The following is a 26,132-nucleotide window of genomic DNA, read 5'->3' as shown; positions in this document are numbered from 1 at the left end:
GGCCGGATTTTCGTTTATACTATTCTCAGGCGCGCTGGCGATCCCGCGCCCTGGAGCCTGTCCCATGCGATTTCACCTGTCTCTCGGCGCCGCTTTTTGCGTGCTCTGTCTCCCTGTCTTTTCGCCTGTCCTTCCGGCCGCCGCGGATGAGACGCCGCGCCGCAAGCCCGGCCTTTGGCGCATGGAGCATGTCATGCAGGGCGCGCCCTCGCCGAGCGGCGAGGTGGAAATGTGCATCGACGAGAAGACGGACGACATTCTGCGCCAGAACATCGGCGAAAACGGGCCGAAATGTGAGAAGCTGAGCTTCACCCGCGACGGCGATAAATATCGCGTCAGCTCGGTCTGCAAGCTCGACAAGTCGGTGACGAAGACGGAAGGCGTTTTCACCGGGAGCTTCGACTCCGCCTATCGCGGCGAGCTTCACATCACTTATACGCCGCCGATCCATAACCTCGCCTCCGCGGATATGGTGCTCGAGGCGAAGTGGCTCGGTCCGTGCAAGCCGGGCCAGAAGCCGGGCGACATCGCGATGCCGGGGCTGCAGGGCGGGCAAATGAACATGCAGGAACTCATGAAGAAGCGCGATCAGCTTCGCAAGAACGCGCAATAGGAGAACCGCCTTGACCGACAAGATTCCCGTCACCGTCCTCACCGGCTATCTCGGCGCCGGCAAGACGACGCTGCTGAACCGCATCCTCACCGAGCAGCACGGACGGCGCTACGCCGTCATCGTCAATGAGTTCGGCGAGATCGGCATAGACAATGACCTCGTCGTCGGCGCGGACGAGGAAATCTTCGAGATGAACAATGGCTGCATCTGCTGCACAGTGCGCGGCGATCTCATCCGCATCATCGAAGGTCTGCTGAAGCGCCGCGGCAAGTTCGACGCCATAATCGTGGAGACGACCGGCGTCGCCGATCCCGCGCCGGTCGCGCAGACCTTCTTTGTCGACGCGGATGTGAAGGCGGCGGCGCGGCTCGACGCGGTGGTGACGCTCGCCGACGCCAAATTTCTGGCGCAGCGCCTCGCCGATGCGCCGGAGGCGAAGAATCAGATCGCCTTCGCCGATGTGATCGTGCTGAACAAGACCGATCTCGTCACGCGCGAGGAGCTGGCCGAGGTCGAGGGCCGAATTCGCGCCATCAATCCTTATGCGACGCTGCATCATGCGGTGAAGGCGCAGGTGCCGATCGAGGCGGTGCTGGAGCGCAATGCTTTCGATCTCGATCGCATATTGGAGATAGAGCCGCGCTTCCTCGAGGCGGAGGATCACGATCATCACGATCATGATCACGGCCAACATGAGCAGGGCCATGACCACGAGTGCGGGCCGGATTGCGGCCACGATCATCATCACGAGCACGAGCATCATGACCATCACGCGCACGCGCATCACGACGATCACGGCCATGGGCTGAAGCATTATCACGATGAGGAGATGGGCTCGGTCTCCATTCTCCACGAGGGCGAGCTCGATCCCAATGTCTTCGTGCCCTGGCTCAATGAGTTCGTTCAGCGCGAGGGCGCGGATATTCTGCGCTGCAAGGGCATCGTCGCCTTCACCAACGAGCCGAAGCGCTTTGTCTTCCAGGGCGTGCATATGATTCTGGACGGAGATCTGCAGCGCGACTGGCGCCCCGACGAGAAACGCAGCGCGCGCCTCGTCTTCATCGGCCGCAAGCTGAAGGAAGAGACGATCCGCGAGTGCTTCGAGAAGGACGTGCTGCGGCGGATGTGATCTTTCCGCAATTCGGCGCGCGGCGAGGGTCTCTCGCCGCGCGTTTTCCTCGCAGGGAGAGCGAGCGCCTCCCTTTCGGCGCCAGCGAGTCATCGGATAGAAATAGTCATCGCGATCGAGCAAAGAATTAGAAAAGCGTCTCGCGCATTCTGCTCCGCTCGAGACGTGGCGCCGCCCGTCTTGCGATCGGGGTGAAAGCTTGAAGGAATCGCTCGCGCATTGCGCTGTGGCGGGATTGCTGCTGGTCGCGCTGCTGCGGCCGACGTCGGCGGCCGATCCGGCCCACACTTCCGCCTATGCTTGGGTTCCCGAAACGATTTCGACGGACGGCAAGCGGCTGCTGGCGAAAATCGGCGGCGATCACGCCATCATCCCCACTTTGCCGGAGCCCGGCGATCATGATGGCTGGGCGCGGCTGCAGGCGGCGGCCGCTGCGGCGCGCGAGGTCGATCTCGCCGCCTTGCGGGCAAAGGGCGTCGCCGTGTCGCGAATCGAGACCGACGGCGTCTCCTATTTCGACATTGCGCCAAACGGGCTCGTCGATGACGGATCGGTCGTCGTCTATCTCCATGGCGGCGCCTTCGTGTATTTCGACGCGCGTGGCGCGCTCGAGGGAATGGCGAAGCTCGCGCGCGTCTTCGGCCGTCGCATCGTCGTCGTCGATTATCGACTCGCGCCGGCGGCGAAATGGCCGCAGATCACGGGAGATGTGGTCGCCGTCGTCAAGCGCCTGCTCGCCGGCGGCGCGCAAATGCGGCGCATCGCCATGTTCGGCGATTCCGCCGGCGGCAATCTCGCTGTCGCGACGACGCTGAAGATGCGCGACGAAGGCCTCGGCCTGCCGGGCGCCGTGGCGACATGGTCGCTGACGGCCGATTTTCGCAACGCCGCCGACACGCGCGTCACGCTGCGCGACGCCGATCCGATCATGTCCTATGAGCGCCAGATCAAAAACGCCATGCTCGCCTATGCGGATGAGAAGGATTGGGCGCATCCTCACGTCTCGCCCGTCCATGGCGATTTCGAGAAAGGCTTTCCGCCCGCTCTCATTCAGGTGGGCACGCGGGAAATTCTGCTCAGCGATTCGGTGCGACTGTATCAGGCGATCGAAGCGGCGGGGGGAACCGCCAAGCTCGACGTCTATGAAGGCATGCCGCATGTGTTCCAGGGGCAGATTCCGAACGCGCCGGAATCGCGCCTCGCCGTCGCCAAGATGAAAGCCTTTTTCGACCGGCATCTCGCGCGCTGAGCGAGGCCATGCTCACCCGTGCACGCCCGGCGCCTCGCGCCCGGTGCGGGCGACATATTCCGTATAGCCGCCGCCGAACTGATGCACGCCCTCCGGCGTCACCTCCAGCACGCGATTGGAGAGCGACGCCAGAAAGCGCCGGTCGTGCGAGACGAACAGCATGGCGCCCTCATAGGCCGCGAGCGCCTCGACCAGCATCTCCTTGGTGCCGAGATCGAGATGGTTCGTCGGCTCGTCCAGCACCAGGAAATTCGGCGGGTCATAGAGCATTTTCGCCATCACCAGCCGCGCCTTCTCGCCGCCGGAGAGCACGCGGCATTTCTTCTCCACATCATCGCCGGAAAAGCCGAAGCAGCCGGCGAGCGTGCGCAGCGCGCCTTGTCCCGCTTGCGGAAATGCGTCCTCCAGCGCCTCGAAGACGCTGTGCTCGCCGTTCAGCAGCTCCATGGCGTGCTGCGCGAAATAGCCCATCTTCACATTGGCGCCGAGCGCCGCCGCGCCTTCGTCCGGCTGCGCGGCGCCGGCGATGAGCTTCAATAGCGTGGATTTTCCGGCGCCATTGACGCCCATCACGCACCAGCGCTCCCTGCGCCGCACCTGAAAATCGAGGCCCTCGTAAATGCTGCGCGAGCCATAGCGCTTGGAGACGCGCGAGAGCGTCGCCACCTCCTCGCCGGAGCGCGGCGCCGGCGCGAATTCGAAAGCGACCGATTGGCGCCGGCGCGGCGGCTCGACGCGCTCGATCTTGTCGAGCTTCTTCACGCGGCTCTGCACCTGCGCGGCATGCGAGGCGCGCGCCTTGAAGCGCTCGATGAATTTGATCTCCTTGGCGAGCATGGCCTGCTGCCGCTCGAATTGCGCCTGCTGCTGCAATTCATTCTGCGCGCGCTGGCGCTCGTAGAATTCATAATCGCCGGAATAGGAGTTGAGCGAGCCGCCGTCGATCTCGATGATCTTGCCGACGATGCGATTCATGAACTCGCGATCATGCGAGGTCATCAGCAGCGCGCCGGGGTAGCCTTTCAAAAATCCCTCGAGCCAGATCAGGCTTTCGATATCGAGATGGTTGCTCGGCTCGTCGAGCAGCATGGCGTCCGGGCGCATCAGCAGAATGCGCGCCAGCGCGACGCGCATCTTCCAGCCGCCAGACAATTGCCCCACATCCCCGTCCATCATTTCCTGGCTGAAGCCGAGACCGGCCAGCACCTCGCGCGCGCGACCGTCCAGCGCATAGCCGTCCAGCTCCTCGAAACGCGCCTGGACCTCGCCATAGCGCTCGAGGATCGCGTCGAAATTCTCTGCGGCGTCGGGATCGGCCATGGCGGCCTCGAGCTCGGCCAGCTCGGCGGCGACGGCGCTCACCGGGCCTGCGCCGTCCATCACCTCGGCGACGGCGCTGCGGCCGGCCATTTCGCCGACATCCTGGTTGAAATAGCCGATGGTGACGCCGCGATCGACCGACACCTGGCCCTCATCCGGCCGCTCCTGGCCCGCGATCATGCGGAAGAGCGTCGTCTTGCCGGCGCCATTGGGGCCGACCAGTCCGACCTTCTCGCCGGGAAGCAGCGCCGCCGACGTTTCGATGAAGAGGAGCTGCTGGCCGTTCTGCTTGCTGATGTTCTCGAGGCGTATCATGTCCGCGCGCTTATCTGTGAATTGCGCGGGTCTTATGACATAGCGAGGCGGATTCCCGAAACCGGGCCGTCTCGGGCGATCTCGTCCTCTCCCCGTCGGCGCGGGGAGAGGAAAACCGCGCGCGTCTTACGCGACGCCCTTCTCATTGAGGAAGGAGCCGTAGAGCTTGTCGATTTTCGGAATATGATCGGTCAGCCAGCCGACGAGAAACGCCGCCGTATCGGCGGTCACTTCCGCCTCGCCGGCGTGGAACTTCTTCTGCAGATCGAGCGCTGCGGCGACCAGCTTGTCGTGCTCGGCCTTGTGGCCTGGAAAGGCCGGATAGCCATAGGCTTCGAAATTCGCTTCTTCCGAGGCGAAATGCTCGGCCACATAAGCGATGAGCGCGTCGAGATCGCGGCCGACGGCGTCGCGATCGCCGCTCGCGACCGCATCGCCGAGAACATTCAGCAGACGGAAAATTTCCTGATGCTCTATGTCATGCTTGGAGACGTTGGTGGCGAATTGCTCTGGCGTCCAGGTGATGAGCGACATGCCTTTTCCTCCATCGAATGATTGGTTCGATCGAGGCGCGCCGCGACCGAACGAAGAGTCGCGTAAAGGGCGCGTCGCCGCACGTCGTTGATGAGCGTCAATAAAGGACGAATTGCCGCTGCGGCATGATGCGGCCTTAGGGGCGCGCCAGACGAGAGCGAGCCTTAGAGGCTCGCATCTCGAGCAGCTGTCACGCCTGCGCTTTGGCGGCCTGGCTCTTCTGCCTGCGCCTGCGCTTCTGCTCTACGGCGCCGGGGCGTGCGGAAGCGGCGGCGGCGCGCTCCTTCTCCTGGCGCAGCGAGCCGGTCATGGCGGCGACGAGCCTTTGCGCGGCGCGCGGCGGCGTCGAGCGCATCAGCGCGATGAGAGAGCGTATGCGCTCCACATCCGGCGAGGCGCGCTCGGAGCCGAGGAAAATGCGGATCGCCGTGTCCTCGCATACGCCGAGCGCGAGCAGGGCGAGCGCCAGCGCCTCCCCGCTTTTGTCCATGAGAATGGCGCGCGCGCGCGACTTGCGGCAGTCGAGCGCTTCCGCCAGCGCCTCGGCCAGACCCTCGAAATCGCGCGCGACGGCGCAGGCGTCGATCTCCTCGGCCAGCGCGGGCGCGGGCCGCGCGACATATTCCGGCCCATTCGAGACGAGAGCCTGCGTCGCCGCCTCCAGCAGAATGCGTGAGCGCTCGCCGGAATCGGCGGCGAGGAACAGCGCTTCCGGGTCCACCGCGAGATCGGCGCGGTCCAGCAATATGCGGGCGAGCCGCAGGTCGTCGCGCGCCGCCTGCAGCAGCGAGCGCCGCGCCGCCTGATCGAGATGCAGGCGCCGGTTGGCGGCGAGCGCGCAGAGCACCTCGCTCTCGCCGCGCGAGGCGAGGCCGGCGACGATCTTGCGCTCCAGCGAGGAGCGGCGGGCGATGGCGACGGCGAGCTCCGCGGAGCCATGCTCGGCGAGCGCGCGCACGAGGCCGGCGTGAATGACCGGCGCATATTCTATGGCGATGCGCGAGACGCGCCCGCCTTTGTCCAGCAGCCGCGCGACGATTCCGCGCGGCGTGTCCGGATGGCGGCACAACTCCAAAGCCCGCTCGGCGACCACATCGGCGTCGAGCACATCGATGAAGCCTCCGACGAGCGTCTCGAACTGCTCTATATCGGCCGCCGGATGCAGCGGACGCGCGACGAACTGGTCGACGATCTCGCGGAACAGAGCCGCCTCGGCCTTCCGATTTTCGCTTTCGCCTCGTGGCATATACGCACCAATCGCAAACTTAATACACGAACAGCGATTTTAGCGCGTGGACATTGACGCAACATTAACCCTCGGCGGCCCCTAATCGCCCTATCGACCGATCGCGCGATTTGCGCGGTTCATTGCGGGGGCCGGTTCATTGCGGGGGCGATGAAATGGGCGAGCTCATAGCCTTCTCCTCGAAGGCGCGGCCGGCGCCGCAAGCGCCGCCCGCCGTCGGCGAGGCGCAAATACTTTTCTTTCTCGGCGTGCGTTATGTGCGGCCGGAGGATGCGGCGACGAAAACGCCGGGGGGCGGCGGCAAGGCGACGGGCGGCGGCCGCAAGCGCAAGCGCCGGGCCTGAGCCGTCAGTCGGCGAGGATCAGCGCCCAATAGACCTTGTATTTCGCATTGGGCGCATAGGCGGTCGCAATGCCCATGCGCGTCGCTTTCTTCATCAGCAAATTCTTATTGTGCGGCGGCGACTGCCGCCATCCCGAGAACGCCTCGGCGAGCGTGTGATAGCCGGCCGAGACATTCTCCGCCGCGCTGACGCTGCGCATTCCGCGCGCGGTGAGGCGCATGTCCAGCGTTCCGCGCACCTCATGGCTCAGCGAATTGGCGGAGGCCATGGCGCTCGCCTGCGCCTGCGCGGCCTCTTGCAGCGAGGCGTCCAGCGCCAGCGCCGAGAGCCCATTGTTGCTGCGATAGAGCGAGATCATGTCCCGCGCCGCCTCGGCGTCGACGCGCGCGTTCGGCGCGGCGAGCGAGCGATAGAAGCTCGGCTGCTCGGGCTCTTTCGGCAGACGGCTCTCGCTCGTGCAGGATGCGAGCGCGAGCAGCGCCGCGGCCGGCGCGAGGAAGCGAAGGGAGTGAGACATGCGCTTTTGTCTGTGAGCGGAAGGAAGCGGAACGCGCGCGCCTTCTACACTCATTCGCCGGCGACCGCATAGTCCCGCTCACGTGTGGTCTCCAGCGCGCGCGGCGATGGCGCGAAAGGCTCCAGCCCCATCACCTGCACCACCGCCGGCGCCGGCGCGGGGGCGGAAATCTTCACTTCCGCCTCGGCGAAGCGGCGATAAATGTCGAAGAGCAGATCGCTCTTCACCCGCGTCGCCTGCTCGACATCCTCGACATAGCACCACAGCTCGAAACGGAAGGCCGTCTGCTCCATGGAGAGGAACATCACTTGCGGCGCCGGAATGCGCAGCAGCCCGTCCTGCGCCTTGGCGGCGGCGAGCAATAGCTCCCGAATCTGCTCGGGATCGACGCCCGAATGCGGGGCGATGGCGATTTTGATGCGGCCGATGCGATCGTTGCGCAACCAATTCTTAACCACGCCGGAAACGAGATTGGAATTGGGCACGATCATCGTCGCGCGATCGAATGTCTCGATCTCGGTGGAGCGCACATTGATGCGCTTCACATAGCCCTGCTCGTCGCCGAGCACGACCCAATCGCCGACGCGGATCGCCCGCTCCCACAGCAGGATGAGGCCGGAGACGAAATTATTGACGATCGACTGCAGGCCGAAGCCGATGCCGACCGACAGCGCGCCCGCGACGATGGCGAGCCGCTCGAGGCTGAGGCCGAGCTCGGCCAGCGCCACAGAGACGGCGAGAATGAATCCGGCATAGCCGAGGCTGGCGCCGATGGAATGGCGCAGGCCCATGTCGAGCCGCGTCAGCGGCAGCAGGCGCTGATCGAGCCAGCGGCGCAGCGCCTTGGTCGCCCCGTAGGTGAGCGCGAAGAGGGCGAGCGCCGTCGCCATGCCGGCCGGCGAGATGGTGACTTCGCCGATCTTGAAGCCGGCATAGGCTGTCTGCAGATTGCCGAAGAAATCGCCGGATTGGAATCCATATGGCACCAGCGCGACGAAGAGCGCGAAGGCGTAGAGGCCGAGCGTCGCGACGCCGGTCAACACCACAGCGAGCTGGCAGAGCGATTCTTGCCTCGCGCCGAAACCGGAGACGAGGGTCCGCCCGAGCGGCGTCTCCGGCTGGAAGAGGCGCTGAAGGCCGGTCTCGACGAAGGCGAGCAGGAGAAAGAGCGCCGTGCCGACCGCCGCGAGCCAGGCGAGCTGCAACACCAGAAAGTTGGCGAAGGCGACATAGCCCGCCGCGAGCGCCCCCGTGATGACGACGATCTCCACCCAGGCGAGCAGACGAAGGGCGTAGATCCGGTCGCGCCCCTCGAGATCGGCGCCGGGGTCGCCCTCGCATGTCTCATGGCGCGTGGCGACGGTGACGATGAGAAAGACGATGGCGATGAACAAGGCGCCGGCGCCGCGCGTCAGCACGATCACCGGAAGGCTCGCCTGCACGAATTCGGCGATCTGCTCCAGAACGCGCGTCGCCGCGGCGACGAAGCCGATGAGAACCGCGAGATAGAGCATCCGCCGCGAGAGCCGATCGCCCAAGCCGACGAGCCGCCATTGTGGTAGGCCTGGCGCCAGCAGTCCGCGCGCCAGCCCATAAGAAACGGCGACGAAAGTCACGGATTCGGACAGTCGCCGGCCGAGGGGCGCGAGAACGGCGTCCTCGAGCTGAAAGCCGTCGAGCGCCAAAGCGATGGCCGCGACGATGGCGATCGGCAGCGCTGCGGTCACAATGGTCGTCGTCAACGCCGCCGCCGCCTTGTGGAACCGATCCGGCGCCTCGACCGCCGCCTCGCGCTTCGAGAAGCGGCGGGCGAAGAGAATCGCCGGGACGCCGAGCAGCAGCGTGAAAAATATCGTCGCCAGAAAAGTCTCGATCTGCCCATTGCGCAGCCGCGCCGAGACGGCCTCTCCGCGCTGTTCCAGCAGCAGGCCGAAGACCTTGGCGTCATAGGGAAGCTCCTGCAGAGCGGCGCTCCACAGTGCGGGCGAGAACAGACCGCTGGTGCGCAGGAACAGCGTCTTGGCGAAGAGCGACCGCTGCCGCGCGCGGATCACCAGAGCGGTCTGCCGCGTCTCGATCGACAGCGCCCTCGCGCGCTTCAGCGTCGCGTCCACCTCTTCATAGAGCTTTTTCTGCTCGGCGAATTCGGCGTTGACGCTCGCCGTCGCCAGCGAGCCGCTATCCACCGCCGGAGCGGGGGCAGGCGCGGGCGCGGGGACGGCCGTGGGCAGAGAGCGCGTCTCGGCCGAGGCTTTGGCGATGATGGCTCTGCCATTGCCGGGAGCGCGCGCGCCTTTGCCGGGGGCGGGCTCCTCCTTCTTGGGCGGCGCCTCGGCCGGCGCAGCGGGCGGCGCAGCGGCGGGCGCCTCCTTCGTCTCGCCGACGGGCTTGGCCGGGCCGGACAGCTCGTCGAGCCGCGCCTGCAAAGCGGCGAGGCGCGGCGTCAGCCGGTCGATCACATCCTGCAGCTCGGCCGGCAGCGCATCGACCCGATCGCGCAGGCTCCTGAGCGTGGCGTCATTGAGCGAGGGATCGGCGAGGGCGGTCTCCACTTCCTCGAGCGTCGCGCGGGCGGCGTCGAGCCGCGTGTTGAACTGCTCGAGCGTGGAAGAGGGCTCCGCGGCGACAGCGGCGCCGGCGAAGAAGAGGATGAGGCAGAGGGCGAGAAAACGGCGCAAGGCGAAGCTTTCGTTGATGAGACGAGCCATATACGCGCAATGAGACGAACAATTTGCCAATCTTGCGGCGACGCCGACGGCGGGGCGCCATCTATTGGCCGCGATCTCCCGCCGGATAGGGCCTTCGCTCTCCGGCGCGGTCGCGGACGAGCCAGCCGCCGTCTGCATCGCGCTCGAGATGGGATTGCTGAAGCGGAACCTTACCGTAGCCGCCGGGAATGTCGAGAACGTAAGAGGGAAGCGCGACGCCCGAGACCCGTCGCGCCAGCTCCGCATAGAGCGCCTGCCCGCGCTCCAGCGAGAGGCGGAAATGGCCGGTGCCCGGCGCGAGATCGGGATGGTGCAAATAGTAGGGCTTGATCTGCGCCGTCACCAGAGCGCGCATCAGCTGCTCGAGCGTGTCGGCCGCGTCGTTGACGCCGGCGAGCAGCACGGTCTGCGCCAGAGTCGAAACGCCCGCGCTCTGGATGCCGGCCACGGCCTCGCGCGCCGCGGCCGACAGCTCGCGGGCGTGATTGACGTGCAGCACCATATAGACGGCCTTGCCGCTCGCCTTCAGCGCCGCCAGCCGCTCCTGCGTGACGAGGCGCGGCGCGGCGATCGGAACGCGCGTGTGGACGCGCAGCACGGCGACATGCGGAATGGCGGCGAGCTTTTCGGCGACCATGCGCAGCCGCCGGGCCGAGAGCGCCAGCGGATCGCCGCCGGTGAGAATGACCTCGAAAATCTGCGGCCGCTCAGCGACATAGGCGAGCGCTTTGTCCACGGCTTCGTCGGAGAGCATGGCGCCCTTGCCGAGACCGACGGTCTCGCGGCGAAAGCAGAAGCGGCAATAGACCGGGCAGACCGAGAGCAGCTTCAGCAGCACGCGATCGGGATAGCGATGCACCAGCCCTTCCGCCGGGCTGAAGGCGTCGTCGCCGATCGGATCGGCCCGTTCCTCCGGGAGCGTCTCCAGCTCGCGGAGGTCGGGCAGAAATTGCCGGGCGATCGGGTCCGCCGGATCGGCGCTGTCGATCAGCGCGGCGATTTCCGGCGTCACGGCGACGCTATAGCGCGCCTCGACGGCCGCCAGCGCCGCCGCTCGCGCCGGCTCCACCAGCCCGGCGGCGGCGAGCTCGGCCACGGAGGTCGCGGTCGCGGCGCGCGGCGAGCCGGAGCCCTGCGGCACCAGAATCGTCTCGTCGCTCCGCTCCAGGCGATAACGGGCGCTGTCCTCGGTCATCGGGCCGCTTATACGGCCGAATTCACGCGTGGCAACGGGACTTTCGGCGGCGTGACGCGCTCAATTTCGCGAGCGCGAGCCGAAGAGCCGCTCGATCTCCGGCGCGCCCATGCGATCGGAATCGTCGGGCGTCTGAAAATGGCCGGCCATGAAGCCGAGCCTTTCGACTCGGCCAGACGGCGTCGCCGCGAACGCCGAGACCTCGACGAGGGGCTCGCCGTCTTTTGCAACGACGAAGGATTCTCCGCGAGCCGCCTCGTCGACGAGCTGTGAGAGGCGTCGTTTCGCTTCGTGGATGTCGATGACGCGCATGGCGGCGATGCTATCCCGGGCGGTTCGCCGTGACGAGGGATATTCGCTTATAGTGTCGCAGCACGTCCCCTCGTTCTCGAGCCCCTATGCCCGTCACCACCCAAAACGCGCCATGGGAGATTCTGGCGCTGCTGCGCTTCTTCCTCGCCTTCGTGGTCCTGTCCGGGCATTTGAGCTGGTATCCGGCGGCCTCCGGCGGCTTTGTCGAGACATTCGACGATTTCGGCGGCAAGGCCGCGGTGCTCGGCTTTTTGCTGATGTCCGGCTTTTCCATCGCCGCCTCGCTGGAGCGCGAGGAAAAAGGCTTCTATCTGAGGCGCTTGCTGCGCATCTATCCGCTCTATCTCGGGGCGGTGGCGCTGTCGCTGCTGGTCGAGGCCGCCACGAACGGCCATGTCCAGATCGGCGCCTTCTCGATCGAGGGCGAGAAGTATTCGGCCGCGCTCGGCAATCTATTTTTCCTGCAGGCTTTTTTCGTGCGGCCTCTGCAATTCGACGGGCCGCTGTGGTCGCTGGCGATAGAGGTCTTCTATTATCTGCTCGCGCCCTTCTTCCGGCGCCTCGAGCAAAAGCGCCTGCTCGCGCTGATGGCTCTGTCCCTCTTCTGCTTTCTGCTGCCGCGTAGCGCCGATTTCGGCCTCGCCTATCGGGCGCTGCTCAAATCCAATGCGCTGGATTATCTCTGGTGCTGGCTGCTCGGCTTTCTTTTGTGGTGGGAGCGGTCCGTCGCGACGCTCGGCTTCGCCGTCCTCGGCGCGGCGGCGGTGCGCTTCGGGCCGATGACGCCGGAGCCCTTGGCCGTCGTCACTTTTCTCGCGCCGCTCGCCGCGCTTCTCCTTCGCGGCAGGATCGCCTTTCCGCAGCGGCTGCGCGGAGTGGCCGCCTATCTCGGGGCCTTCTCCTATCCGCTCTATCTTTTCCATTTTCCGGCGATGATCATGGGCTATGCGATCTTCGGCCTTCGCGCGCCGGAGGCGCTGCTGGCTCTCGCGCTGGCGACGGCGCTGCTCGCATTCCACGCCATCGATCGGCAGCGCGAAAGGCGCGGCGGCTACGTCCCCTTTTCCGCCACCGGCGTCCACAAGACCTGCTCGATGCGCTCCGCCCCGCTGGCCAGCATGACCAGCCGATCGAAGCCGAGCGCTATGCCGCTCGCCGGCGGCATATGGGCCAGCGCTTCGAGGAAATCCTCGTCCACCGGATAGCGGTCGCCATAGATGCGGGCGCGCTTCTCCATCTGCTCCTCGAAACGGCGGCGCTGCTCGGCCGGGTCGGTCAGCTCACCGAAGCCATTGGCGAGCTCCACCCCGCAGGCGAAAAGCTCGAAGCGTTCGGCGAAGCGCGGGTCGTCGGCCTTGGGCCGGGCCAGCGCCGCCTCGCTCGCCGGATAGTCGCAGAGCAGGGTCGCGCGCGCCCGGCCGAGCTGCGGCTCCACTTTCTCGGAGAGAATCTTGCTGAAGAGGTCGGACCAATCATCGTCCTCGGCGACGCGTATCCCGTCCAGCGCGGCGGCGCGGGCGAGGCCGTCGCGGTCGCCGAGCAGCGTGGCGAGGTCCATGCCGGCGTAGCGGTCGAAGGCCTCGCGGCAGGAGATCGCCTCCGGCTCCTCATAAGGGTCGACGCTCGCGCCTCTATAGGCGAATCGCTCGACGCCCAGCGCCTCGGCCGCGGCGGCGAGCAGGCCGGCGCAATCCTCCATCAGCCGCTCCGGCGGCTCATTCGCCCTATACCATTCCAGCATGGTGAATTCGGGATGGTGGAGGGCGCTGCGCTCGCGGTTGCGGAACACGCGGGCGAAGGTGAAGATGCGCTCCTCCCCCGCCGCCAGCAGCTTTTTGCAGGAAAATTCCGGCGACGTATGGAGATAGAGCCGGCTCGCCTCACCTGCGTCGGAGACGAGATCGACGCCGAAAGCCGAAATATGGGTCTCATTGCCGGGCGAGAGCTGAAGGGCCGCCGTCTCCACCTCGGCAAAGCCTTGGGCAGAGAAAAACTGCCGCAGGGCTGCGGCGATCCGCGCGCGAGCCTTGAGAAATGGCTTGCGATCGGCGTAAACATCCCTGGCCCACCAGGGCGACACTCGCGTCATTCGTCGAGCCATAGGGTTCGAGGGCGGCGGCCGGGTCCCGCGCGAGAGGCGCGGACGAGCCTTTTTCGAGCGATCTGATCGCTCCAATGCGAATCGGACCCTTTTTTGATCCGACCGGATCAGAAAAGGGTCCGAGCCGTTCATAGACCGGCCGAACGCGGCCAGCAATCGAGGATAAAACACGTGAAAGTCATCGCCAGCTCGATCCGAAAGGGCAATATCATCGAGAAGGAGGACGGCCATCTCTATGTCGTTCTGAAGGCCGAGAGCTTCTTCCCCGGCAAGGGCACGCCCACGACGCAGATCGACATGCGCCGCCTTTCCGACGGGGTGAAGGTCGCCGACCGCTACAAGACCACCGAGCAGGTCGAGCGGGCCTTCGTCGAGGATCAGGATTTCAGCTATCTCTTCGGCGACGACGATGGCTTCACCTTCATGAACACCGCGACCTACGACCAGGTCATCGTGCCCAAGGATGTGCTCGGCGATCAGGCGCAATGGCTGCAGGAAGGCATGGTCTGCATTCTGTCGCTGTTCAATGGCGTGGCGGTTGGAATCCAGCTCCCGGCGCGCGTCACGCTCGAGATCACCGAGACCGAGCCGGCGATGAAGGGCCAGACGGCCTCCTCTTCCTACAAGCCCGCCATCGCCTCCAATGGCGCCCGCGTGATGGTGCCGCCGCATATTCAGGCCGGCACGCGCATCGTCATCCAGACGGAAGACGGCTCTTACGTCGAGCGCGCGAAGGATTGATTCGAGCGAATAGCGAGTAGGGAGTAGCGAATAGAGCTTCCTTCTATTCGCTATTCGCTATTCGCTAAGAACTCCCGCAGCTTCGCTTCCAGCGCCGCGCGGTCCTTCAGCTCGCATTCCCACACGATGAGCGCGCGCCAGCCGAGGCTCGCGAGCTTTTCCTGATGCGCAATGTCGCGCGCGCGATTGCGCGCGATCTTGGCGCGCCAATAGTCGGCGTTGGTTTTCGGCATTCGCGCGCCGCGCGCGCAATCATGTCCGTGCCAGAAGCAGCCATGCACGAATATGGCGCGCTTTCTCCCGACATAGGCGATATCGGGATTGCCCGGCACATCCTTGCGATGCAGCCGATAATGCGGCGCGAAGCCGCGCAGCAGCGCGCGCACTTGCTTTTCGGGAGATGTGTCGCGCGATTTCACCGCGCGCATGATGGCGGAGCGTTTGGCGGGGTCTTCCGCCATCGCCGTCAGGCGGCGGCTCTCGAGAGGCCGCGCAGCGCGATGAGCAGCGGCTCGAGAATTTGCGCCGCTATATGGCGCGCCACGGGCGCGACGACGCCGTCGCCGGTGAGGTGATAGGCCTCATTGTAATTGTGCGGCAGCTGGTAATCCTCGGGCAGGCCCATCAGCCGCGCCGTCTCGCGCGCGGAAATCAATCGCGAGCGCACGCGGCCTTTTTCGACGATCAGCACGATTTGTCGGCTGGAGCCGCCGGCGGGCGTGCGCAGGCAGCCGGCGAGATCGTCGAAACGCGCCTCGGCGCGCTGCATCTTCTCGCCATCGGCGCCATAGCGCGTGCGGCGATAGAGCGTTCCCACCATGCGCCGCCCGGCGCGCTTCGCCGCCTCCACCTTGGCGCGATTGAGATCGCTCATCTTGGCGAGCAGCGCTTGCGTTTCTTCTCGATCATGCCAGGCGACGCCTTCCGGCCTGTCGTCGATAATATCGGCGAGGCGCGTGTTGCGCGCGGCGGGCGCGGCGAGGCGCCACCAAATCCAGTTCTCGCGTAGCGCGCGCGGCAGGCGCTCCTGCGCCGTGAGCAGCGCGCGCGTATGCCAGAGCGGCGAGGGCTCCGCCGTCGTCAGCTCGGCGGGAGCGACGAAATCGCCATGCAGCGCGACGATGAACAAGCGTGGCCGCGATTGTGGCACGAACAGCGCGGCGTCTATGACCAGCGCGCCGAAGCGATAGTTTTCGCCGGCGAGCGCGCCGCAGAGCGATTCGAAATCCTTCCCCCCATGCGATGTCAGCGCGCCGCAGACATTCTCCAGCACCAGCAGCGGCGGATGCCGTCCTTCCTTGCGCAGCGCTTTGACGATCTCGAAAAAGGGCCAGAAAGTTCCCGAGCGCTCGCCCTTCAGCCCAGCGCCGGCGCCGGCGAGCGAGAGGTCCTGACAGGGGAAGGAGGCCCAGACGAGATCGGCGCGGCCGGGCAGATCGGCGGTCGTCACCTTGCGCACGTCGCCGGGGAAGAGTTCCTCGCCGCCCCAATTGGCGCGATAGGTCCCGCATTTCTTCAGGTCGAAATCATTGGCGAAGAGGCATCGCCAGCCGGCGCCGAGTCCGGCGCGCGCCATGCCGCCGCCAGCGAAGAATTCGTAATAGCTCGGTCTGTCCATGCGGCGAGTCTAGCGCGATTCGAGAGGCCGCGACATGCCCCCTCCCCAGCCCTCCCCCGCTATGCGGGAGAGAGGGCGGACTCGGCGCTTCATGAAGGTTGCGCGTCGCCTTTGCCGCTTCCCTGTCCGGCGTCAGCGGGGGACGGAGGGGGCTCGACGCCCAGCGCCTGCAATTGCGCGCGTTCTTCCGCAGTGAGCATCGCTGGATCGATGCGCCGACGCCCGCGGCGCACGGCGGCGAAGATCGCCCAGACGCCGCCGATCAGCGCCAGCGCCGGAGCGGCCCAGAGCAGCAGAGTCTCCCGCTTCACCGGCGGGCGCAGCAGCACGAAATCGCCGTAGCGCGCCACAACATAATCGCGCACCTCGGCGTCGCTCGCGCCGTCCTTCAGCCGCTCGCGCACGATGACGCGCAGGTCCTTGGCGAGCGGCGCGTCGGAATCGTCGATGGATTGGTTTTGGCAGACGAGGCAGCGCAATTCGCTGGCGATGGCGCGCGCGCGCGCCTCGAGCTTGGGATCGGCGAGCTTTTCGGACGGCTCCACCGCGAGAGCGGGGGCGAGCAGCGCGACGCTCAAAAGCCAAGCCGAAACAATGTGCGCGATTCCCCTCTCCCGCTTGCGGGAGAGGGTGGCTCGACGAAGTCGAGTCGGGTGAGGGCCTGCGGGACCCTCATCCGACCCCGCTTCGCGGGGCCACCTTCTCCCACGAGTGGGAGAAGGAAGAAGGGAGAGATTCCGCGCCATTCCCATCACTCCGCGGCCTGTGGCTGCGCAGCCGTGCGGGCGCGGCTGGCGACGCCGATGCGCAGGCGGCGATCGGCGAGCGACAGGCCGCCGCCGAGCGCCATCACCACCGCGCCGAGCCAGATCAGCAACACCAGCGGCTTGTAATAGAGCCGCGCGTCCAGCGTGCCGTCCTCATGCTGCTCGCCGAGCGCCGCATAGACCTGCCCGAGGCCGAGCGTGACGATGCCCGCCTCCGTGCGCGCCATGCGCCGCGCCTGATAGAAGCGCTTCGCCGGCTCTATGCGCGCGATGGTCTCGCCACCCTTGCGCAGCGCCATGACGGCGTAAGTTTCCGCATAATTGGGGCCGGCGCGCGAGGCGATGTCCTCGATCGTGATTTGGTAGGGGCCGACCTCTTGGGCGACGCCCGGCTTCATGGCGACGATCTGCTCGACGCCCCAGCCAGTCGCGGCGAGGCCGAGCAGCGACAGGCCCATTCCCGCATGGGCGATCGACGTTCCCCAGGCCGAGAGCGGCAGCCCGCGCAAACGTGCGAGCGCATTTCCTTGCGCGGCGCGCTGCGCAATATCGGTGAAGGCGCCGATGACGAGATAGACGGCGAGCCCGGCGCTCACAATGGAGAGAACCGGCGCGCCATAGAGCGCGCCGAAAGCCGCCAGCGCGACGACGCCCGCCGCAAAGGCAGCGCGCAGCCGCTGCACGGCGGCGAGGAGATCGCCGCGCTTCCAGGCGAGCATTTGGCCGATCGGCATCAGCAGCACGAGCGGCAGGGCGATCGGGATCAGCACCGTGTCGAAGAAAGGCGCGCCGACGGAAATTTTGTCGCCGGTCAGCGCCTCCAGCGCCAGCGGATAGAGCGTGCCGATGACGACGGTCGCGCAGGCGACCGTCAGCAGCAGATTATTGACGACCAGCGCGCCCTCGCGCGAGATCGGCGCGAAGAGGCCGCCCGTCGGCAGAGCGCTGGCCCGAAAAGCGAACAGCGCCAGCGCGCCGCCGATGAAGGCGACGAGTATGGCGAGAATGAACACGCCGCGCTGAGGATCGCTGGCGAAGGCGTGCACCGAGGTGAGCACGCCGGAGCGCACGAGGAAAGTGCCGAGCAGCGACAGCGAGAAGGCGAGAATCGAGAGGAAGATCGTCCAAACCTTCAGCGCCTCGCGCTTCTCCATCACCGCCGCGCAATGCAGCAGCGCCGTGCCGGCGAGCCAGGGCATGAGCGAGGCGTTCTCGACCGGATCCCAGAACCAGAAGCCGCCCCAGCCCAAAGTGTAATAGGCCCAGTAGGAGCCCATTGCGATGCCGAGCGTCAGGAAGATCCAGGCGGCGAGCGTCCATGGCCGCACGAAGCGCGCCCAGGCGGCGTCTATGCGTCCGCCGATCAGCGCCGCCGCGGCGAAGGAGAAGACGATCGAGAAGCCGACATAGCCGAGATAGAGCAGCGGCGGATGAATGGCGAGGCCGGGGTCTTGCAGAATTGGGTTGAGGTCGCGGCCCTGCCAGGGCGGATCGGCGACGCGCGCGAAAGGATTGGAGGTGAGCAGGATGAAGGCGAGAAAGGCCGCGCCCATCAATCCCTGCACGGCGAGCGTGTCGGCGCGCAGCAAATCCGGCATGGCGCGCGAGAGCAGAGCGATGGCCGCGCCGCAGGAGGAGAGCACGAGCACCCACAGCAGCATGGAGCCTTCGTGATTTCCCCACACGCCGGAGATTTTATAGATCATCGGCTTTAAGGAATGGGAGTTCTCGATCACATTGACGAGCGAGAAATCCGAGACGACATGCGCATAGGTCAGCGCGCCATAGGCCGTGGCGACGAGGAGAAATTGCGCCACCGCCACAGGGCGCGCGACGCGCATCAGCGACACATCGCGAAGACGAGCGCCGACGAAGGGAAGAATGGCCTGCGCCAGCGCGAGAGCCAGCGCCAGAACGAGCGCGAAATGGCCGGTCTCGACGATCATATCTTCACCCCTCCCGAGGCGTGATGGCGAACGAAGCGATGCGAGAGCGCGGGCGCGGCTCTGGATTGCTTCGTCGCTCCGCTCCTCGCAATGACGGCTTCGTCATTGCGAGCGACGCGAAGCAATCCAGGGCCGCGGGGCGTTCCGTGACTCACTTCTTCTCTCCCTGCTTCTCTCCCTGCCACACGCCCTGCTTTTTCAGCGAGTCGGCGACTTCGCGCGGCATGTAGCGCTCGTCGTGCTTGGCCAGCACGCTGTCGGCGCGAAAGGCGCCGTCGGCGCCGAGCGTCCCATCGACGACGACGCCCTGTCCCTCGCGGAAGAGGTCCGGCAGCAGGCCCTTATAGCTGACGCCGAGATCGGCGGTTCTGTCGGTGACGGTGAAGGCGACGTTGCGATCATCGCCGCGCTGCACCGAGCCTTCCTTGACGAGGCCGCCGATGCGCAGCCTGGTCCCCGGCGCGACATGCTTTTGCGCGAGCTCGGCCGGCGAATAGAAGAACACGATATTGTCGCGCAGCGCGAACAGCACCAGCCCGACGGCGATAGCGAGAACCGCGAGCGCGCCGGAGATGAGCGCGAGCCTCTTGCCCTTGCGAGTCATATCAACCTCCAACGCCCAATTCGCGCGCCAGCGCATCGACGCGGGCGAGACCATCCTTGTCCTGCGCGAGCGCCTTGTGGGCGCCGTCGAGCGCGGTCTTGGCCTTTTCCGTCTCGGCCAGCACGCTATAGGCGCGGATGAGCCGCAGCCAGCCCTCGACATCGGCGCCGTCCTGCGCGAGCTTGCCGCGCAGCCGCTCCACCATTGTGCGAATGGCGTCCATTCGCTGCGCCTCGGGCATTGCGGCGATCTTCGCGCCTTCCTCGCTCGCCGGCGCGGATTCGGGCGCAGGCGCGCCGCGCAATTGCGCGAGCAGTGTTTCGACGCGCGGACGCCAAGGGGCGTCGGCTGGACCGTCGGCGAGCAGCTCGGACCAGACCTGCTCGGCCTTTTCGCGCGCGCCCGTCTGCGCCGCCTCGAGGCCCTTGTAGAAGCGCGCCATGGCGGATTTCGGGTCGAGCGCCAGCGCCGCATCGAACTCGCTCATGGCCTCCGCCGTCACGCGGCCTTCCGAGGCCAGCACGCGCGCTTCGCCCAGCGCATTGTGGCGATGCGGCGTCGGCCCCAGCAGGCGCAGCGCTTTCTCATAGGCGGCGGCGGCCTCGGCCGGGCGGCCATTGCGCAGATAAAAGGGCGCAATCACCTCATAGCCGCGTCCATCCTCGGGATGTTCGGCGAGATGCGCCTCGATGCGCGCCACGGCGCTCGCTATGTCGGTGTGGCCGGGCTTGGCCTCCAGCCGCGCCTCGAGCGAGGCGTCCGGCAGATCGGGACGGCCGAGCTTGCCATAGAGCAGCAGAGCGAGAGCGGGGATCAGAATGATCGCGCTCGCCGCCGCCACAATGGCGTTGCGGCGGGAGGAGGCGGCGGCGCCAGAGCTCACGCCGCGGGCGCGCAGCAAGCGGCGGGCCGCTTCTGTCCGCGCGGTCTCTGCGTCGGCGGCGGAAAGGCGCCCCTCGGCGCTCTCGCGCTCGATCTCGGCGATCTGCTCCTCGAAAAAGGCGATGTCGGGGGCGGCGGCGTCGGCGGCGTCGCTTTTGCGGGCGAGCGGCCATAGCACGCTCATGACTGCGGCGCCGGTCAGTAGAGCGAAGAGAAGCCAGATCATGGCCCGGCTGTTTAGAGGGAATCCGACTAAGAGGGAAGGGAGATAGAATTTCCGCGCGTCATCGCGAGCGGAGCGTGGCGAAAGCTTCGAGCGCTCTTTGGCGCGCGGCGGCGTGATCGACGATGGGGCGCGGATAGGTCTCGCCGAGCGTGACGCCGGCCTCGCGCAGAACGCGCTCCGGCGCGGCCCAGGGCTTGTGGATGTATTTGGCGCCGAGCTGCGCCAGCTCCGGGACGAAGCGGCGGATGAAAGCGCCGTCGGGATCGAATTTCTCGCCCTGCAGCACGGGATTGAAGATGCGGAAATAAGGCGCGGCGTCGGCGCCGCAGCCGGCGACCCATTGCCAATTGCCGGAATTATTGGCGAGATCGGCGTCGACCAGCGTGTCCCAGAACCAGCTTTCGCCCTCCCGCCAGGGAAGCAGCAGATGCTTCACCAGAAAGGAGGCGGCGACCATGCGCAGGCGATTGTGCATGAAGCCCGTGCGCCACAGCTGGCGCATGGCGGCGTCGACCAGCGGATAGCCGGTCTCGCCTTTTCGCCAGGCGGCGAGGGCGCCTGCGTCATTCGCCCAGGGGAAGCGCGCGAAGGATTTGTCGAGCGGCGCCTCCGGCATATCGGGATGGGCGGCGAGCAGATGGTGGCAAAATTCCCGCCAGCCGAGCTCGCGCAGAAAGGCGAGGCGGCCTTCTTGCGGAGCGTCGATCGTCGCGCTCCATATCTGCAATGGCGTAATCTCGCCCCAATGGAGATGCGGCGAGAGGCGGGAGGCGCCGTCCCTCGCCGGAAAATCCCGCAGCAGAGCATAGGCGTCGATGCCATCGCGCAGAAAAGCGGCGAGGCGGCGATGCGCGCCGGCCTCGCCCGGCCGCCAGCTCTCGCGCAGGCCTTGCGCCCAATCCGGCTTTTTCGGCTGCAGCCGCCAATCGTCGAGCCGATCGCTCGCGGGCGCGGGCGCTGCGTGGAGCTTCTTCGGCGCGGGGAGAGGCGGCGCCGGCTGCAGAAGCTCGGCGAGCGCGCGCCAGAAGGGCGTGAAGACGCGGAAGGGCTTCCCTTGCGCATTGCAGACCGAGCCCGGCTCTGCGAGCAGCGCGCCGGGGAAGCTTTGCGCGGTGACGCCCTTCTCGCGCAACTTTGCCTGGAGCTGCGCGTCGCGCGCTATTGCCCAGGGCTCATAGATTCGGTTGCAATAGACGGCGGCGGCGCCGGTCTCCGCGGCGAGACGCAGCAATTCCGCCTGCGCGTCGCCGCGCCGCAGCGTCAGCGGCGCGCCGCGCTTTTCGAGATCGCGCGAGAGGGCGGCGAGGCTCTCGCGCAGCCACCAGCGCGAGGCGCCGCCGAGCCGCCATTCGCCGCCTTCGTCCTCGTCCAGAATGAAGGCGGCGATGAGCGGCGCGCCGGAGGCGGCGGCGGCGCTCAGGGCGGAATTATCGGCGAGCCGAAGATCGCGCCGAAACCAGACTATGGCCGGCGCGCTCAACGCCTCACCTGCGGCGGGTGCGCAGGCTGCCGTAGAAATAATAGAGCGCGAGCCCGGCCGCCATCCAGACGAAGAGGCGGATCCAGGTTTCGATCGGCAGCGCGCCCATCAGCGCGAGGCAGGAGAAAATGCCGCAAATCGGCACCCATGGAATGCCAGGAGCGCGGAAGGGGCGATGCAGTTCCGGCCGGTTGCGACGCAGATAGAGCACCGCGCCGCAGACGAGCGCGAAAGCGGAGAGCGTGCCGATCGACACCATCTCGTCGAGAATCTCTATGGGGAAGAGACCGGCGGCGATCGCCACCAGCATGCCGACGACGATCTGGCTGATCGCCGGCGTTTTATAGACCGGGTGCAGCGTGGCGAAGACGGGCGGCAGCATGCCGTCATGCGCCATGGAGTAGAAGACGCGCGTCTGGCCGAAGAGCAGCGCCAGAATGACGGTGGTGAGGCCGGCGAGTGCGCCGATCTTGACGGTCCAGGCCATCCAGGGGGCGCCGGTGGCGTCCATCGCCACGGCGATCGGGTCCGGCACATTGAGCGCCGTGTAGGAGACGACGCCCGTCGCCACGCCGGCGACGCCGATGAACAGCACGGTGCAGATGGCGAGCGAGCCGATGATGCCGATCGGCACGTCGCGCTGCGGCAGCTTCGCCTCCTGCGCCGCCGTCGAGACGGCGTCGAAGCCGATATAGGAGAAGAAGACGACGGAGGCGCCGCGCAGCACGCCGCTCCAGCCGAAATGGCCGAATTCCCCGGTGTTCTCGGGCACGAAAGGCGTCCAATGCGCCGTGTCGATATAGGAGACGCCGAAGAAGATGACGATCAGCACCACGCCGAGCTTCAGGAAGACGATGAAATTATTGAACATGGAGGATTCGCGCGTGCCGCGCGCCAAGAGCAGCGAGAGCGCCAATATCACCAGCGCGGCCGGCAGGTTGAAGACTCCATGGCCGGCCTCGGAGAAATAGGCGGTGGTCCATTGTGGCGGCAAATTTATGCCGATTCCATGCAGCACGCGGTTGAAATAGCCTGCCCAGCCGACCGCCACCGTCGCGGCGCCGAGCCCATATTCGAGCACGAGATCCCAGCCGATGATCCAGGCGAAGATCTCGCCGAGCGTGGCGTAAGTATAGGTGTAGGCGCTGCCCGAGACGGGAATGAGCGCGGCGAGCTCCGAATAGCAGAGCGCCACGAAAGCGCAGGCGAGTCCCGCGAGCGCGAAGGAGATGACGACGCCCGGCCCGGCGAATTTCGCCGCCACAGTGCCGGTGAGCACGAATATGCCGGCGCCGATGATGCCGCCTATGCCGAGCGCGGTGAGCGAGACCGGCCCGAGCGCGCGCGCGAAATTGCCGCCTTCCTCGAGGTGATTTTCAGCGAGAATTTCGTCTACGCTCTTGCGGGCGAAAAAATTGCGCGTCGGCGCGGATGCGCCGGTCGTCGTGTCTTGCACCACGAGAAGACCCCTTCTCAGCGAATGGCGTTCGCGCGAAAGCGCGCGGCCCCTGATCGGGGCGGGATTATGGTTGCGCTGTGAAAAGGTTACAAGAGGCGCAGGCTCGAGCGGGCGTCATCGTGGGCGTCGTCCCGGGCGTTGTCGCATTTCCGACGCGGGCCTCGCGTCGAAGGCGTGGGCGAAACGGCTCGCGCGGCGGAAGCTCGCAGTTCTGCGCATAAAAATCGAGGTTTTCGCACGGGCGGCTCGGTTGTTGCAGGACTTACGTTCAATTTCCCCGGCGCGTGGCCGGGCCAGCTGGAGCGGCGCGATGAATCCGCGTTTTGGTTACCTGTGCCTGTTCGACAATCCGACCTTGGAGGCGGGCCGCGCATTGACGCGCCAGCTCATATTGGTGCGCGAAGCCGAGCGCATGCGCTTCGACGATATCTGGTTCGCCGAACGTCATTTCGACGATTATTTTCCGAGCGGCGCCAACTCTGTCATGCTCGGCTATGCGGCAGGCGTCACCATGCGGGCGCGCATCGGCTCGGCGTCCTTTCTGCCGGCGCTGCGCGATCCGATCCAGCTCGCCGAAGATGTCGCCAGCATCGATCTCTTGACCAAGGGCCGGTTCAGCTTCGGCGTCGCCAGCGGCGCCGATTTTCCCAAGCAGACGGTCAATTTCGGCGTCGCGCCGGAAGACGCCAACGAGCGCGGCCTGGAGGCGTTGGAGCTCGTCGAGCGCCTGCTGCTGGAGAGCGAGGTCACGCATAAGGGCAAATATTTCCAGGTGGAGAAGCTGAGCCTCTCGCCGCGGCCGGAGCAGAAGGTTCCGACCTGGATCGCGACGACGACGGAGAGCACGATCCGCCTCGCTGCGCGCAAGGGCTATGGGCTCATGGCGTCGGCGACCTGCACGAATGACGAGCTGCATCGCATTCTCGGCGTCTACAAAGACGAGGCGCCCGACGGCGACCCGCGTCTGGTGCTCGCGCGCTTCGGCTTTGCGACACAGGAACGCGCCGAGGCGGTGTCGATCGCGACCCCCTATCTCGAGGATTTCTGCGCCAAGGCCAACGCCGCGCGCGCCGAGGGCGAGGCGGCGCTCGATCCGCAGGCGCTTTTGTCCATGTCGCTGGTCGGCAGCTTCAAGGAGGTCGCGGATCGGGTGAACAGCCTGAACGAGGAGTTCGGCGTGCATGGCATAGCGATGGCGCCCACCACCTCGCAATTCGACACGGTGAAGCGCTGTCTCGCGGCTTTCGTCGACGAGATTCGTCTGCGTCTGCCGGTGGATTGATCGAGCGCTTTCCGATCGAACGGAAAGCGCTCTCGAGGCGAGAGAGCCGCTCGGTCGAGCGGCTCTCCGAGCTGTTGCTCTATTTGAGCTGGTCGGCAACCTTGTCGATGCCGGCCTTGGCGCAGGCTTCGTCCTTGTCGCCGCCCGGCGCGCCGGAGACGCCGACGGCTCCTATGACCACATCGCCCGCCTTGATCGGCAGAGCGCCCTGCGCCGCGATCACATTGGCGAGATGCACGGCGCTCAGCGTCGGATTGTCCTTCACGCGCTGCGCGAATTCGCCCGACGGCGTGCGGAAGGTGCGCGAGGTGTAGGCCTTGCGATGGCTGTTCTCGAAAGTATGCGGCGAGGAGCCGTCGCCGCGAATGGCGATGAGGATCTGGCCCTGCTCGCCGACGACGGTGACCGAGATGCGATAGCCCTGCTGATAGCAGACGTCATAGGCGGTCTGCGCAATGGCCAGCGCGGTCGGGGTCGGCAAGATCTTCTGTGTGAGCAGCTCGGCGTTGGCGGGCGCCGCAGTCGCGGCGACGGCGCCGAGAGCGACGAAAGAGGCGAGGAGTTTCGACGGCATGGGCTCTCCGGGGAAGAGGAAATTCTGCTCCGCATCCCGATGGGGATGATAAGCCTATCAATGTTATAGAATTAATTAGCCGTCAAGGCCACGCTCCTGAGCAGGTGACGGGATGATCTCGGTCGCGAACACGCCGCCAGGCGCAGTGAGCATTCTCCTAAAATGCAAAGAAAAGAACGAAAAATCCGCAGTGTGTCGAATAGGTCGCGCTCGCCGAAGAAAAGCCGCGAGCCCGTCATAATTCTTGACCAGGGCTGGAATGGCAGATTAAAAAATATTTAGAAAATAGGAGTTGTCGATGAGTAGATTGCGTCGTTCGTCCGACTCCGATCCAACCCGCAACGAAGGCTCCGAGCGCCTCGCCGATACGGTGGCGCAGCGCCTCGGGCGGCTGATCGCGCGCAAAGGCCGCACGCTCGAGCGGCTCGCCGAGCTGAGCGGCGTCGAACTGGATGAGCTGCGGTCGATCGAGTCCGGGGCCAAGGCGCCGACGATCGCCCATTTATGGCGCATCGCCAATGCGATCGGCGTTCCATTCGGCAGCCTCGTCGCCTCGCAGGAGCGCAGCGGCGTGCTCGTCATGCGCAAGGCCAGCCCGCGGCTGATCGGCTCTCAGGACGGCAATTTTCTCTCGCGGCCCTTGTTTCCCTATGACAGCGCCCGGCCGGTGGAGTTCTATGAGGTGACGATCGCGCCGCTGCATCAGGAGCGCGCCGAGGCCCATGCTCCCGGCGCGAAGGAGACGCTGGTCGTCGCGCAGGGCGAGATCGAGATCATCGCCGGCCGCGAGCCGCCGGTGACGCTCGCCACGGGCGACGCCGTCGATTTTCTCGCCGATGTGCCGCACAGCTATCGCAATCTCGGCGAGACGCCGGCGAGCTTCTTTCTCGTCATGTCCTATGCCCCGGCCGAGGCGGGCGAGGCGTGAAGGCGAAGCTCACACACCATATCGTTCTTGTAGACGTATAGT

At 66.2% G+C, this 26,132-nt stretch carries 24 protein-coding genes and 1 pseudogene; 8 read left to right on the top strand and 17 right to left on the bottom strand.

The features are described from left to right. Positions 1-64: 64 nt before the first annotated feature. The 3 genes from A1351_RS03295 (at position 65) to A1351_RS03285 (ending at position 2,991) form a co-directional block, all read left to right on the top strand. Positions 65-613 (top strand): DUF3617 family protein, encoded by a 549-nt coding sequence (locus A1351_RS03295; protein ID WP_064032183.1) that lies wholly within the window; start codon positions 65-67, stop codon positions 611-613. A gap of 10 nt (positions 614-623) precedes the next feature. Next, entirely contained in the window at positions 624-1,742 is a 1,119-nt protein-coding gene (locus A1351_RS03290; RefSeq protein WP_064032181.1) for a GTP-binding protein, read from the top strand. A 199-nt stretch (positions 1,743-1,941) separates the two neighbouring features. Next, positions 1,942-2,991 (top strand): alpha/beta hydrolase, encoded by a 1,050-nt coding sequence (locus A1351_RS03285; protein ID WP_051592591.1) that lies wholly within the window; start codon positions 1,942-1,944, stop codon positions 2,989-2,991. A gap of 12 nt (positions 2,992-3,003) precedes the next feature. Here the strand turns inward: A1351_RS03285 and A1351_RS03280 are convergent, their stop codons facing one another. The 3 genes from A1351_RS03280 to A1351_RS03270 all read right to left on the bottom strand — a co-directional run bounded on the left by A1351_RS03280 (position 3,004) and on the right by A1351_RS03270 (position 6,406). Continuing rightward, positions 3,004-4,626 carry an ABC-F family ATP-binding cassette domain-containing protein gene (locus A1351_RS03280; protein WP_064032179.1) on the bottom strand — a complete coding sequence of 541 codons (1,623 nt, stop codon included), beginning with the start codon at positions 4,624-4,626 and terminating at the stop codon, positions 3,004-3,006. Between the two features lie 126 nt (positions 4,627-4,752). Continuing rightward, positions 4,753-5,160, bottom strand: a complete 408-nt coding sequence (locus tag A1351_RS03275) for a bacteriohemerythrin (protein ID WP_024877997.1) — start codon at positions 5,158-5,160, stop codon at positions 4,753-4,755. Between the two features lie 190 nt (positions 5,161-5,350). Then, positions 5,351-6,406, bottom strand: coding sequence for a hypothetical protein (locus tag A1351_RS03270; protein WP_026599698.1), 1,056 nt, complete (start codon positions 6,404-6,406; stop codon positions 5,351-5,353). Between the two features lie 155 nt (positions 6,407-6,561). Here A1351_RS03270 and A1351_RS03265 point away from each other — a divergent pair, with 155 nt between their 5' ends. Then, positions 6,562-6,750 carry a hypothetical protein gene (locus A1351_RS03265; RefSeq protein WP_024877995.1) on the top strand — a complete coding sequence of 63 codons (189 nt, stop codon included), beginning with the start codon at positions 6,562-6,564 and terminating at the stop codon, positions 6,748-6,750. Between the two features lie 4 nt (positions 6,751-6,754). Here A1351_RS03265 and A1351_RS03260 read toward each other — a convergent pair whose 3' ends face one another. The 4 genes from A1351_RS03260 to A1351_RS03245 form a co-directional block, all read right to left on the bottom strand. Then, entirely contained in the window at positions 6,755-7,267 is a 513-nt protein-coding gene (locus A1351_RS03260) for a CAP domain-containing protein (RefSeq protein WP_024877994.1), read from the bottom strand. Between the two features lie 50 nt (positions 7,268-7,317). After that, positions 7,318-9,975, bottom strand: coding sequence for a DUF3772 domain-containing protein (locus A1351_RS03255; RefSeq protein WP_064032177.1), 2,658 nt, complete (start codon positions 9,973-9,975; stop codon positions 7,318-7,320). Positions 9,976-10,036: 61 nt separating this feature from the next. Beyond that, on the bottom strand, positions 10,037-11,170 hold the full coding sequence (locus tag A1351_RS03250; protein WP_024877992.1) for a lysine-2,3-aminomutase-like protein: 1,134 nt from the start codon (positions 11,168-11,170) through the stop codon (positions 10,037-10,039). Positions 11,171-11,230: 60 nt separating this feature from the next. Then, positions 11,231-11,482, bottom strand: coding sequence for a type II toxin-antitoxin system Phd/YefM family antitoxin (locus A1351_RS03245; protein WP_026599693.1), 252 nt, complete (start codon positions 11,480-11,482; stop codon positions 11,231-11,233). Positions 11,483-11,568: 86 nt separating this feature from the next. On the opposite strand from A1351_RS03245, the pseudogene A1351_RS25720 reads away from it, so the two are divergent. Next, positions 11,569-12,477 (top strand): annotated as a pseudogene (locus A1351_RS25720) (acyltransferase family protein); the annotation flags it as partial. Positions 12,478-12,533: 56 nt separating this feature from the next. On the opposite strand, the gene epmA reads toward A1351_RS25720, so the two are convergent. After that, entirely contained in the window at positions 12,534-13,571 is a 1,038-nt protein-coding gene (gene epmA / locus A1351_RS23620) for an EF-P lysine aminoacylase EpmA (protein WP_083967064.1), read from the bottom strand. Positions 13,572-13,754: 183 nt separating this feature from the next. Here epmA and efp point away from each other — a divergent pair, with 183 nt between their 5' ends. Further along, on the top strand, positions 13,755-14,324 hold the full coding sequence (efp, locus tag A1351_RS03230) for an elongation factor P (protein ID WP_024877988.1): 570 nt from the start codon (positions 13,755-13,757) through the stop codon (positions 14,322-14,324). 50 nt (positions 14,325-14,374) lie between these two features. Here efp and A1351_RS03225 read toward each other — a convergent pair whose 3' ends face one another. The 8 genes from A1351_RS03225 to A1351_RS03190 form a co-directional block, all read right to left on the bottom strand. Beyond that, the gene (locus A1351_RS03225; protein WP_064032173.1) at positions 14,375-14,785 is read right to left on the bottom strand and encodes a very short patch repair endonuclease; all 411 of its coding nucleotides are present in this window, start codon (positions 14,783-14,785) and stop codon (positions 14,375-14,377) included. A gap of 5 nt (positions 14,786-14,790) precedes the next feature. Further along, entirely contained in the window at positions 14,791-15,942 is a 1,152-nt protein-coding gene (locus A1351_RS03220) for a DNA cytosine methyltransferase (RefSeq protein WP_024877986.1), read from the bottom strand. Between the two features lie 89 nt (positions 15,943-16,031). Further along, complete coding sequence (locus A1351_RS03215; protein ID WP_064032171.1) at positions 16,032-16,520, bottom strand: cytochrome c-type biogenesis protein; 489 nt, start codon at positions 16,518-16,520, stop codon at positions 16,032-16,034. Between the two features lie 173 nt (positions 16,521-16,693). Continuing rightward, a complete protein-coding gene (locus A1351_RS03210; protein ID WP_024881615.1) occupies positions 16,694-18,655 on the bottom strand; it encodes a heme lyase CcmF/NrfE family subunit in 1,962 nt (653 codons plus the stop codon). Positions 18,656-18,806: 151 nt separating this feature from the next. Further along, a complete protein-coding gene (ccmE, locus tag A1351_RS03205; protein WP_064032169.1) occupies positions 18,807-19,259 on the bottom strand; it encodes a cytochrome c maturation protein CcmE in 453 nt (150 codons plus the stop codon). Between the two features lies 1 nt (position 19,260). Continuing rightward, positions 19,261-20,367: a c-type cytochrome biogenesis protein CcmI gene (gene ccmI, locus A1351_RS03200; protein WP_064032167.1), complete on the bottom strand. Its 1,107-nt coding sequence runs from the start codon at positions 20,365-20,367 to the stop codon at positions 19,261-19,263. Between the two features lie 58 nt (positions 20,368-20,425). After that, positions 20,426-21,847 carry a deoxyribodipyrimidine photo-lyase gene (locus A1351_RS03195; RefSeq protein ID WP_064032166.1) on the bottom strand — a complete coding sequence of 474 codons (1,422 nt, stop codon included), beginning with the start codon at positions 21,845-21,847 and terminating at the stop codon, positions 20,426-20,428. Between the two features lie 4 nt (positions 21,848-21,851). Next, entirely contained in the window at positions 21,852-23,306 is a 1,455-nt protein-coding gene (locus tag A1351_RS03190) for an amino acid permease (RefSeq protein WP_064032164.1), read from the bottom strand. Positions 23,307-23,616: 310 nt separating this feature from the next. Here A1351_RS03190 and A1351_RS03185 point away from each other — a divergent pair, with 310 nt between their 5' ends. Beyond that, entirely contained in the window at positions 23,617-24,588 is a 972-nt protein-coding gene (locus A1351_RS03185; RefSeq protein ID WP_024881610.1) for an LLM class flavin-dependent oxidoreductase, read from the top strand. Positions 24,589-24,667: 79 nt separating this feature from the next. Here the strand turns inward: A1351_RS03185 and A1351_RS03180 are convergent, their stop codons facing one another. Then, complete coding sequence (locus A1351_RS03180) at positions 24,668-25,162, bottom strand: heme-binding protein (protein ID WP_024881609.1); 495 nt, start codon at positions 25,160-25,162, stop codon at positions 24,668-24,670. Positions 25,163-25,460: 298 nt separating this feature from the next. Here A1351_RS03180 and A1351_RS03175 point away from each other — a divergent pair, with 298 nt between their 5' ends. Next, on the top strand, positions 25,461-26,090 hold the full coding sequence (locus tag A1351_RS03175; RefSeq protein WP_064032162.1) for a helix-turn-helix domain-containing protein: 630 nt from the start codon (positions 25,461-25,463) through the stop codon (positions 26,088-26,090). Positions 26,091-26,132 lie beyond the last annotated feature (42 nt).

It is taken from the genome of Methylosinus sp. R-45379, assembly GCF_001644125.1.
GTDB lineage: Bacteria > Pseudomonadota > Alphaproteobacteria > Rhizobiales > Beijerinckiaceae > Methylosinus.
Note: the sequence above shows the minus strand (reverse complement) of the source record. Positions and strands in the feature narration are given on the sequence as shown.

What these genes read in the sequence shown, in the direction of transcription:
- A1351_RS03295 (WP_064032183.1), top strand. Translation starts at nt 65, where the DNA reads ATGCGATTTCACCTGTCTCTCGGCGCCGCTTTTTGCGTGCTCTGTCTC.
- ccmI (WP_064032167.1), bottom strand. Translation starts at nt 20,367, where the DNA reads ATGATCTGGCTTCTCTTCGCTCTACTGACCGGCGCCGCAGTCATGAGC.
- A1351_RS03250 (WP_024877992.1), bottom strand. Translation starts at nt 11,170, where the DNA reads ATGACCGAGGACAGCGCCCGTTATCGCCTGGAGCGGAGCGACGAGACG.
- A1351_RS03185 (WP_024881610.1), top strand. Translation starts at nt 23,617, where the DNA reads ATGAATCCGCGTTTTGGTTACCTGTGCCTGTTCGACAATCCGACCTTG.
- A1351_RS03270 (WP_026599698.1), bottom strand. Translation starts at nt 6,406, where the DNA reads ATGCCACGAGGCGAAAGCGAAAATCGGAAGGCCGAGGCGGCTCTGTTC.
- A1351_RS03245 (WP_026599693.1), bottom strand. Translation starts at nt 11,482, where the DNA reads ATGCGCGTCATCGACATCCACGAAGCGAAACGACGCCTCTCACAGCTC.
- A1351_RS03275 (WP_024877997.1), bottom strand. Translation starts at nt 5,160, where the DNA reads ATGTCGCTCATCACCTGGACGCCAGAGCAATTCGCCACCAACGTCTCC.
- A1351_RS03280 (WP_064032179.1), bottom strand. Translation starts at nt 4,626, where the DNA reads ATGATACGCCTCGAGAACATCAGCAAGCAGAACGGCCAGCAGCTCCTC.
- epmA (WP_083967064.1), bottom strand. Translation starts at nt 13,571, where the DNA reads ATGACGCGAGTGTCGCCCTGGTGGGCCAGGGATGTTTACGCCGATCGC.
- A1351_RS03225 (WP_064032173.1), bottom strand. Translation starts at nt 14,785, where the DNA reads ATGGCGGAAGACCCCGCCAAACGCTCCGCCATCATGCGCGCGGTGAAA.
- ccmE (WP_064032169.1), bottom strand. Translation starts at nt 19,259, where the DNA reads ATGACTCGCAAGGGCAAGAGGCTCGCGCTCATCTCCGGCGCGCTCGCG.
- A1351_RS03220 (WP_024877986.1), bottom strand. Translation starts at nt 15,942, where the DNA reads ATGGACAGACCGAGCTATTACGAATTCTTCGCTGGCGGCGGCATGGCG.
- A1351_RS03255 (WP_064032177.1), bottom strand. Translation starts at nt 9,975, where the DNA reads ATGGCTCGTCTCATCAACGAAAGCTTCGCCTTGCGCCGTTTTCTCGCC.
- A1351_RS03175 (WP_064032162.1), top strand. Translation starts at nt 25,461, where the DNA reads ATGAGTAGATTGCGTCGTTCGTCCGACTCCGATCCAACCCGCAACGAA.
- A1351_RS03265 (WP_024877995.1), top strand. Translation starts at nt 6,562, where the DNA reads ATGGGCGAGCTCATAGCCTTCTCCTCGAAGGCGCGGCCGGCGCCGCAA.
- A1351_RS03180 (WP_024881609.1), bottom strand. Translation starts at nt 25,162, where the DNA reads ATGCCGTCGAAACTCCTCGCCTCTTTCGTCGCTCTCGGCGCCGTCGCC.
- A1351_RS03260 (WP_024877994.1), bottom strand. Translation starts at nt 7,267, where the DNA reads ATGTCTCACTCCCTTCGCTTCCTCGCGCCGGCCGCGGCGCTGCTCGCG.
- A1351_RS03210 (WP_024881615.1), bottom strand. Translation starts at nt 18,655, where the DNA reads ATGATCGTCGAGACCGGCCATTTCGCGCTCGTTCTGGCGCTGGCTCTC.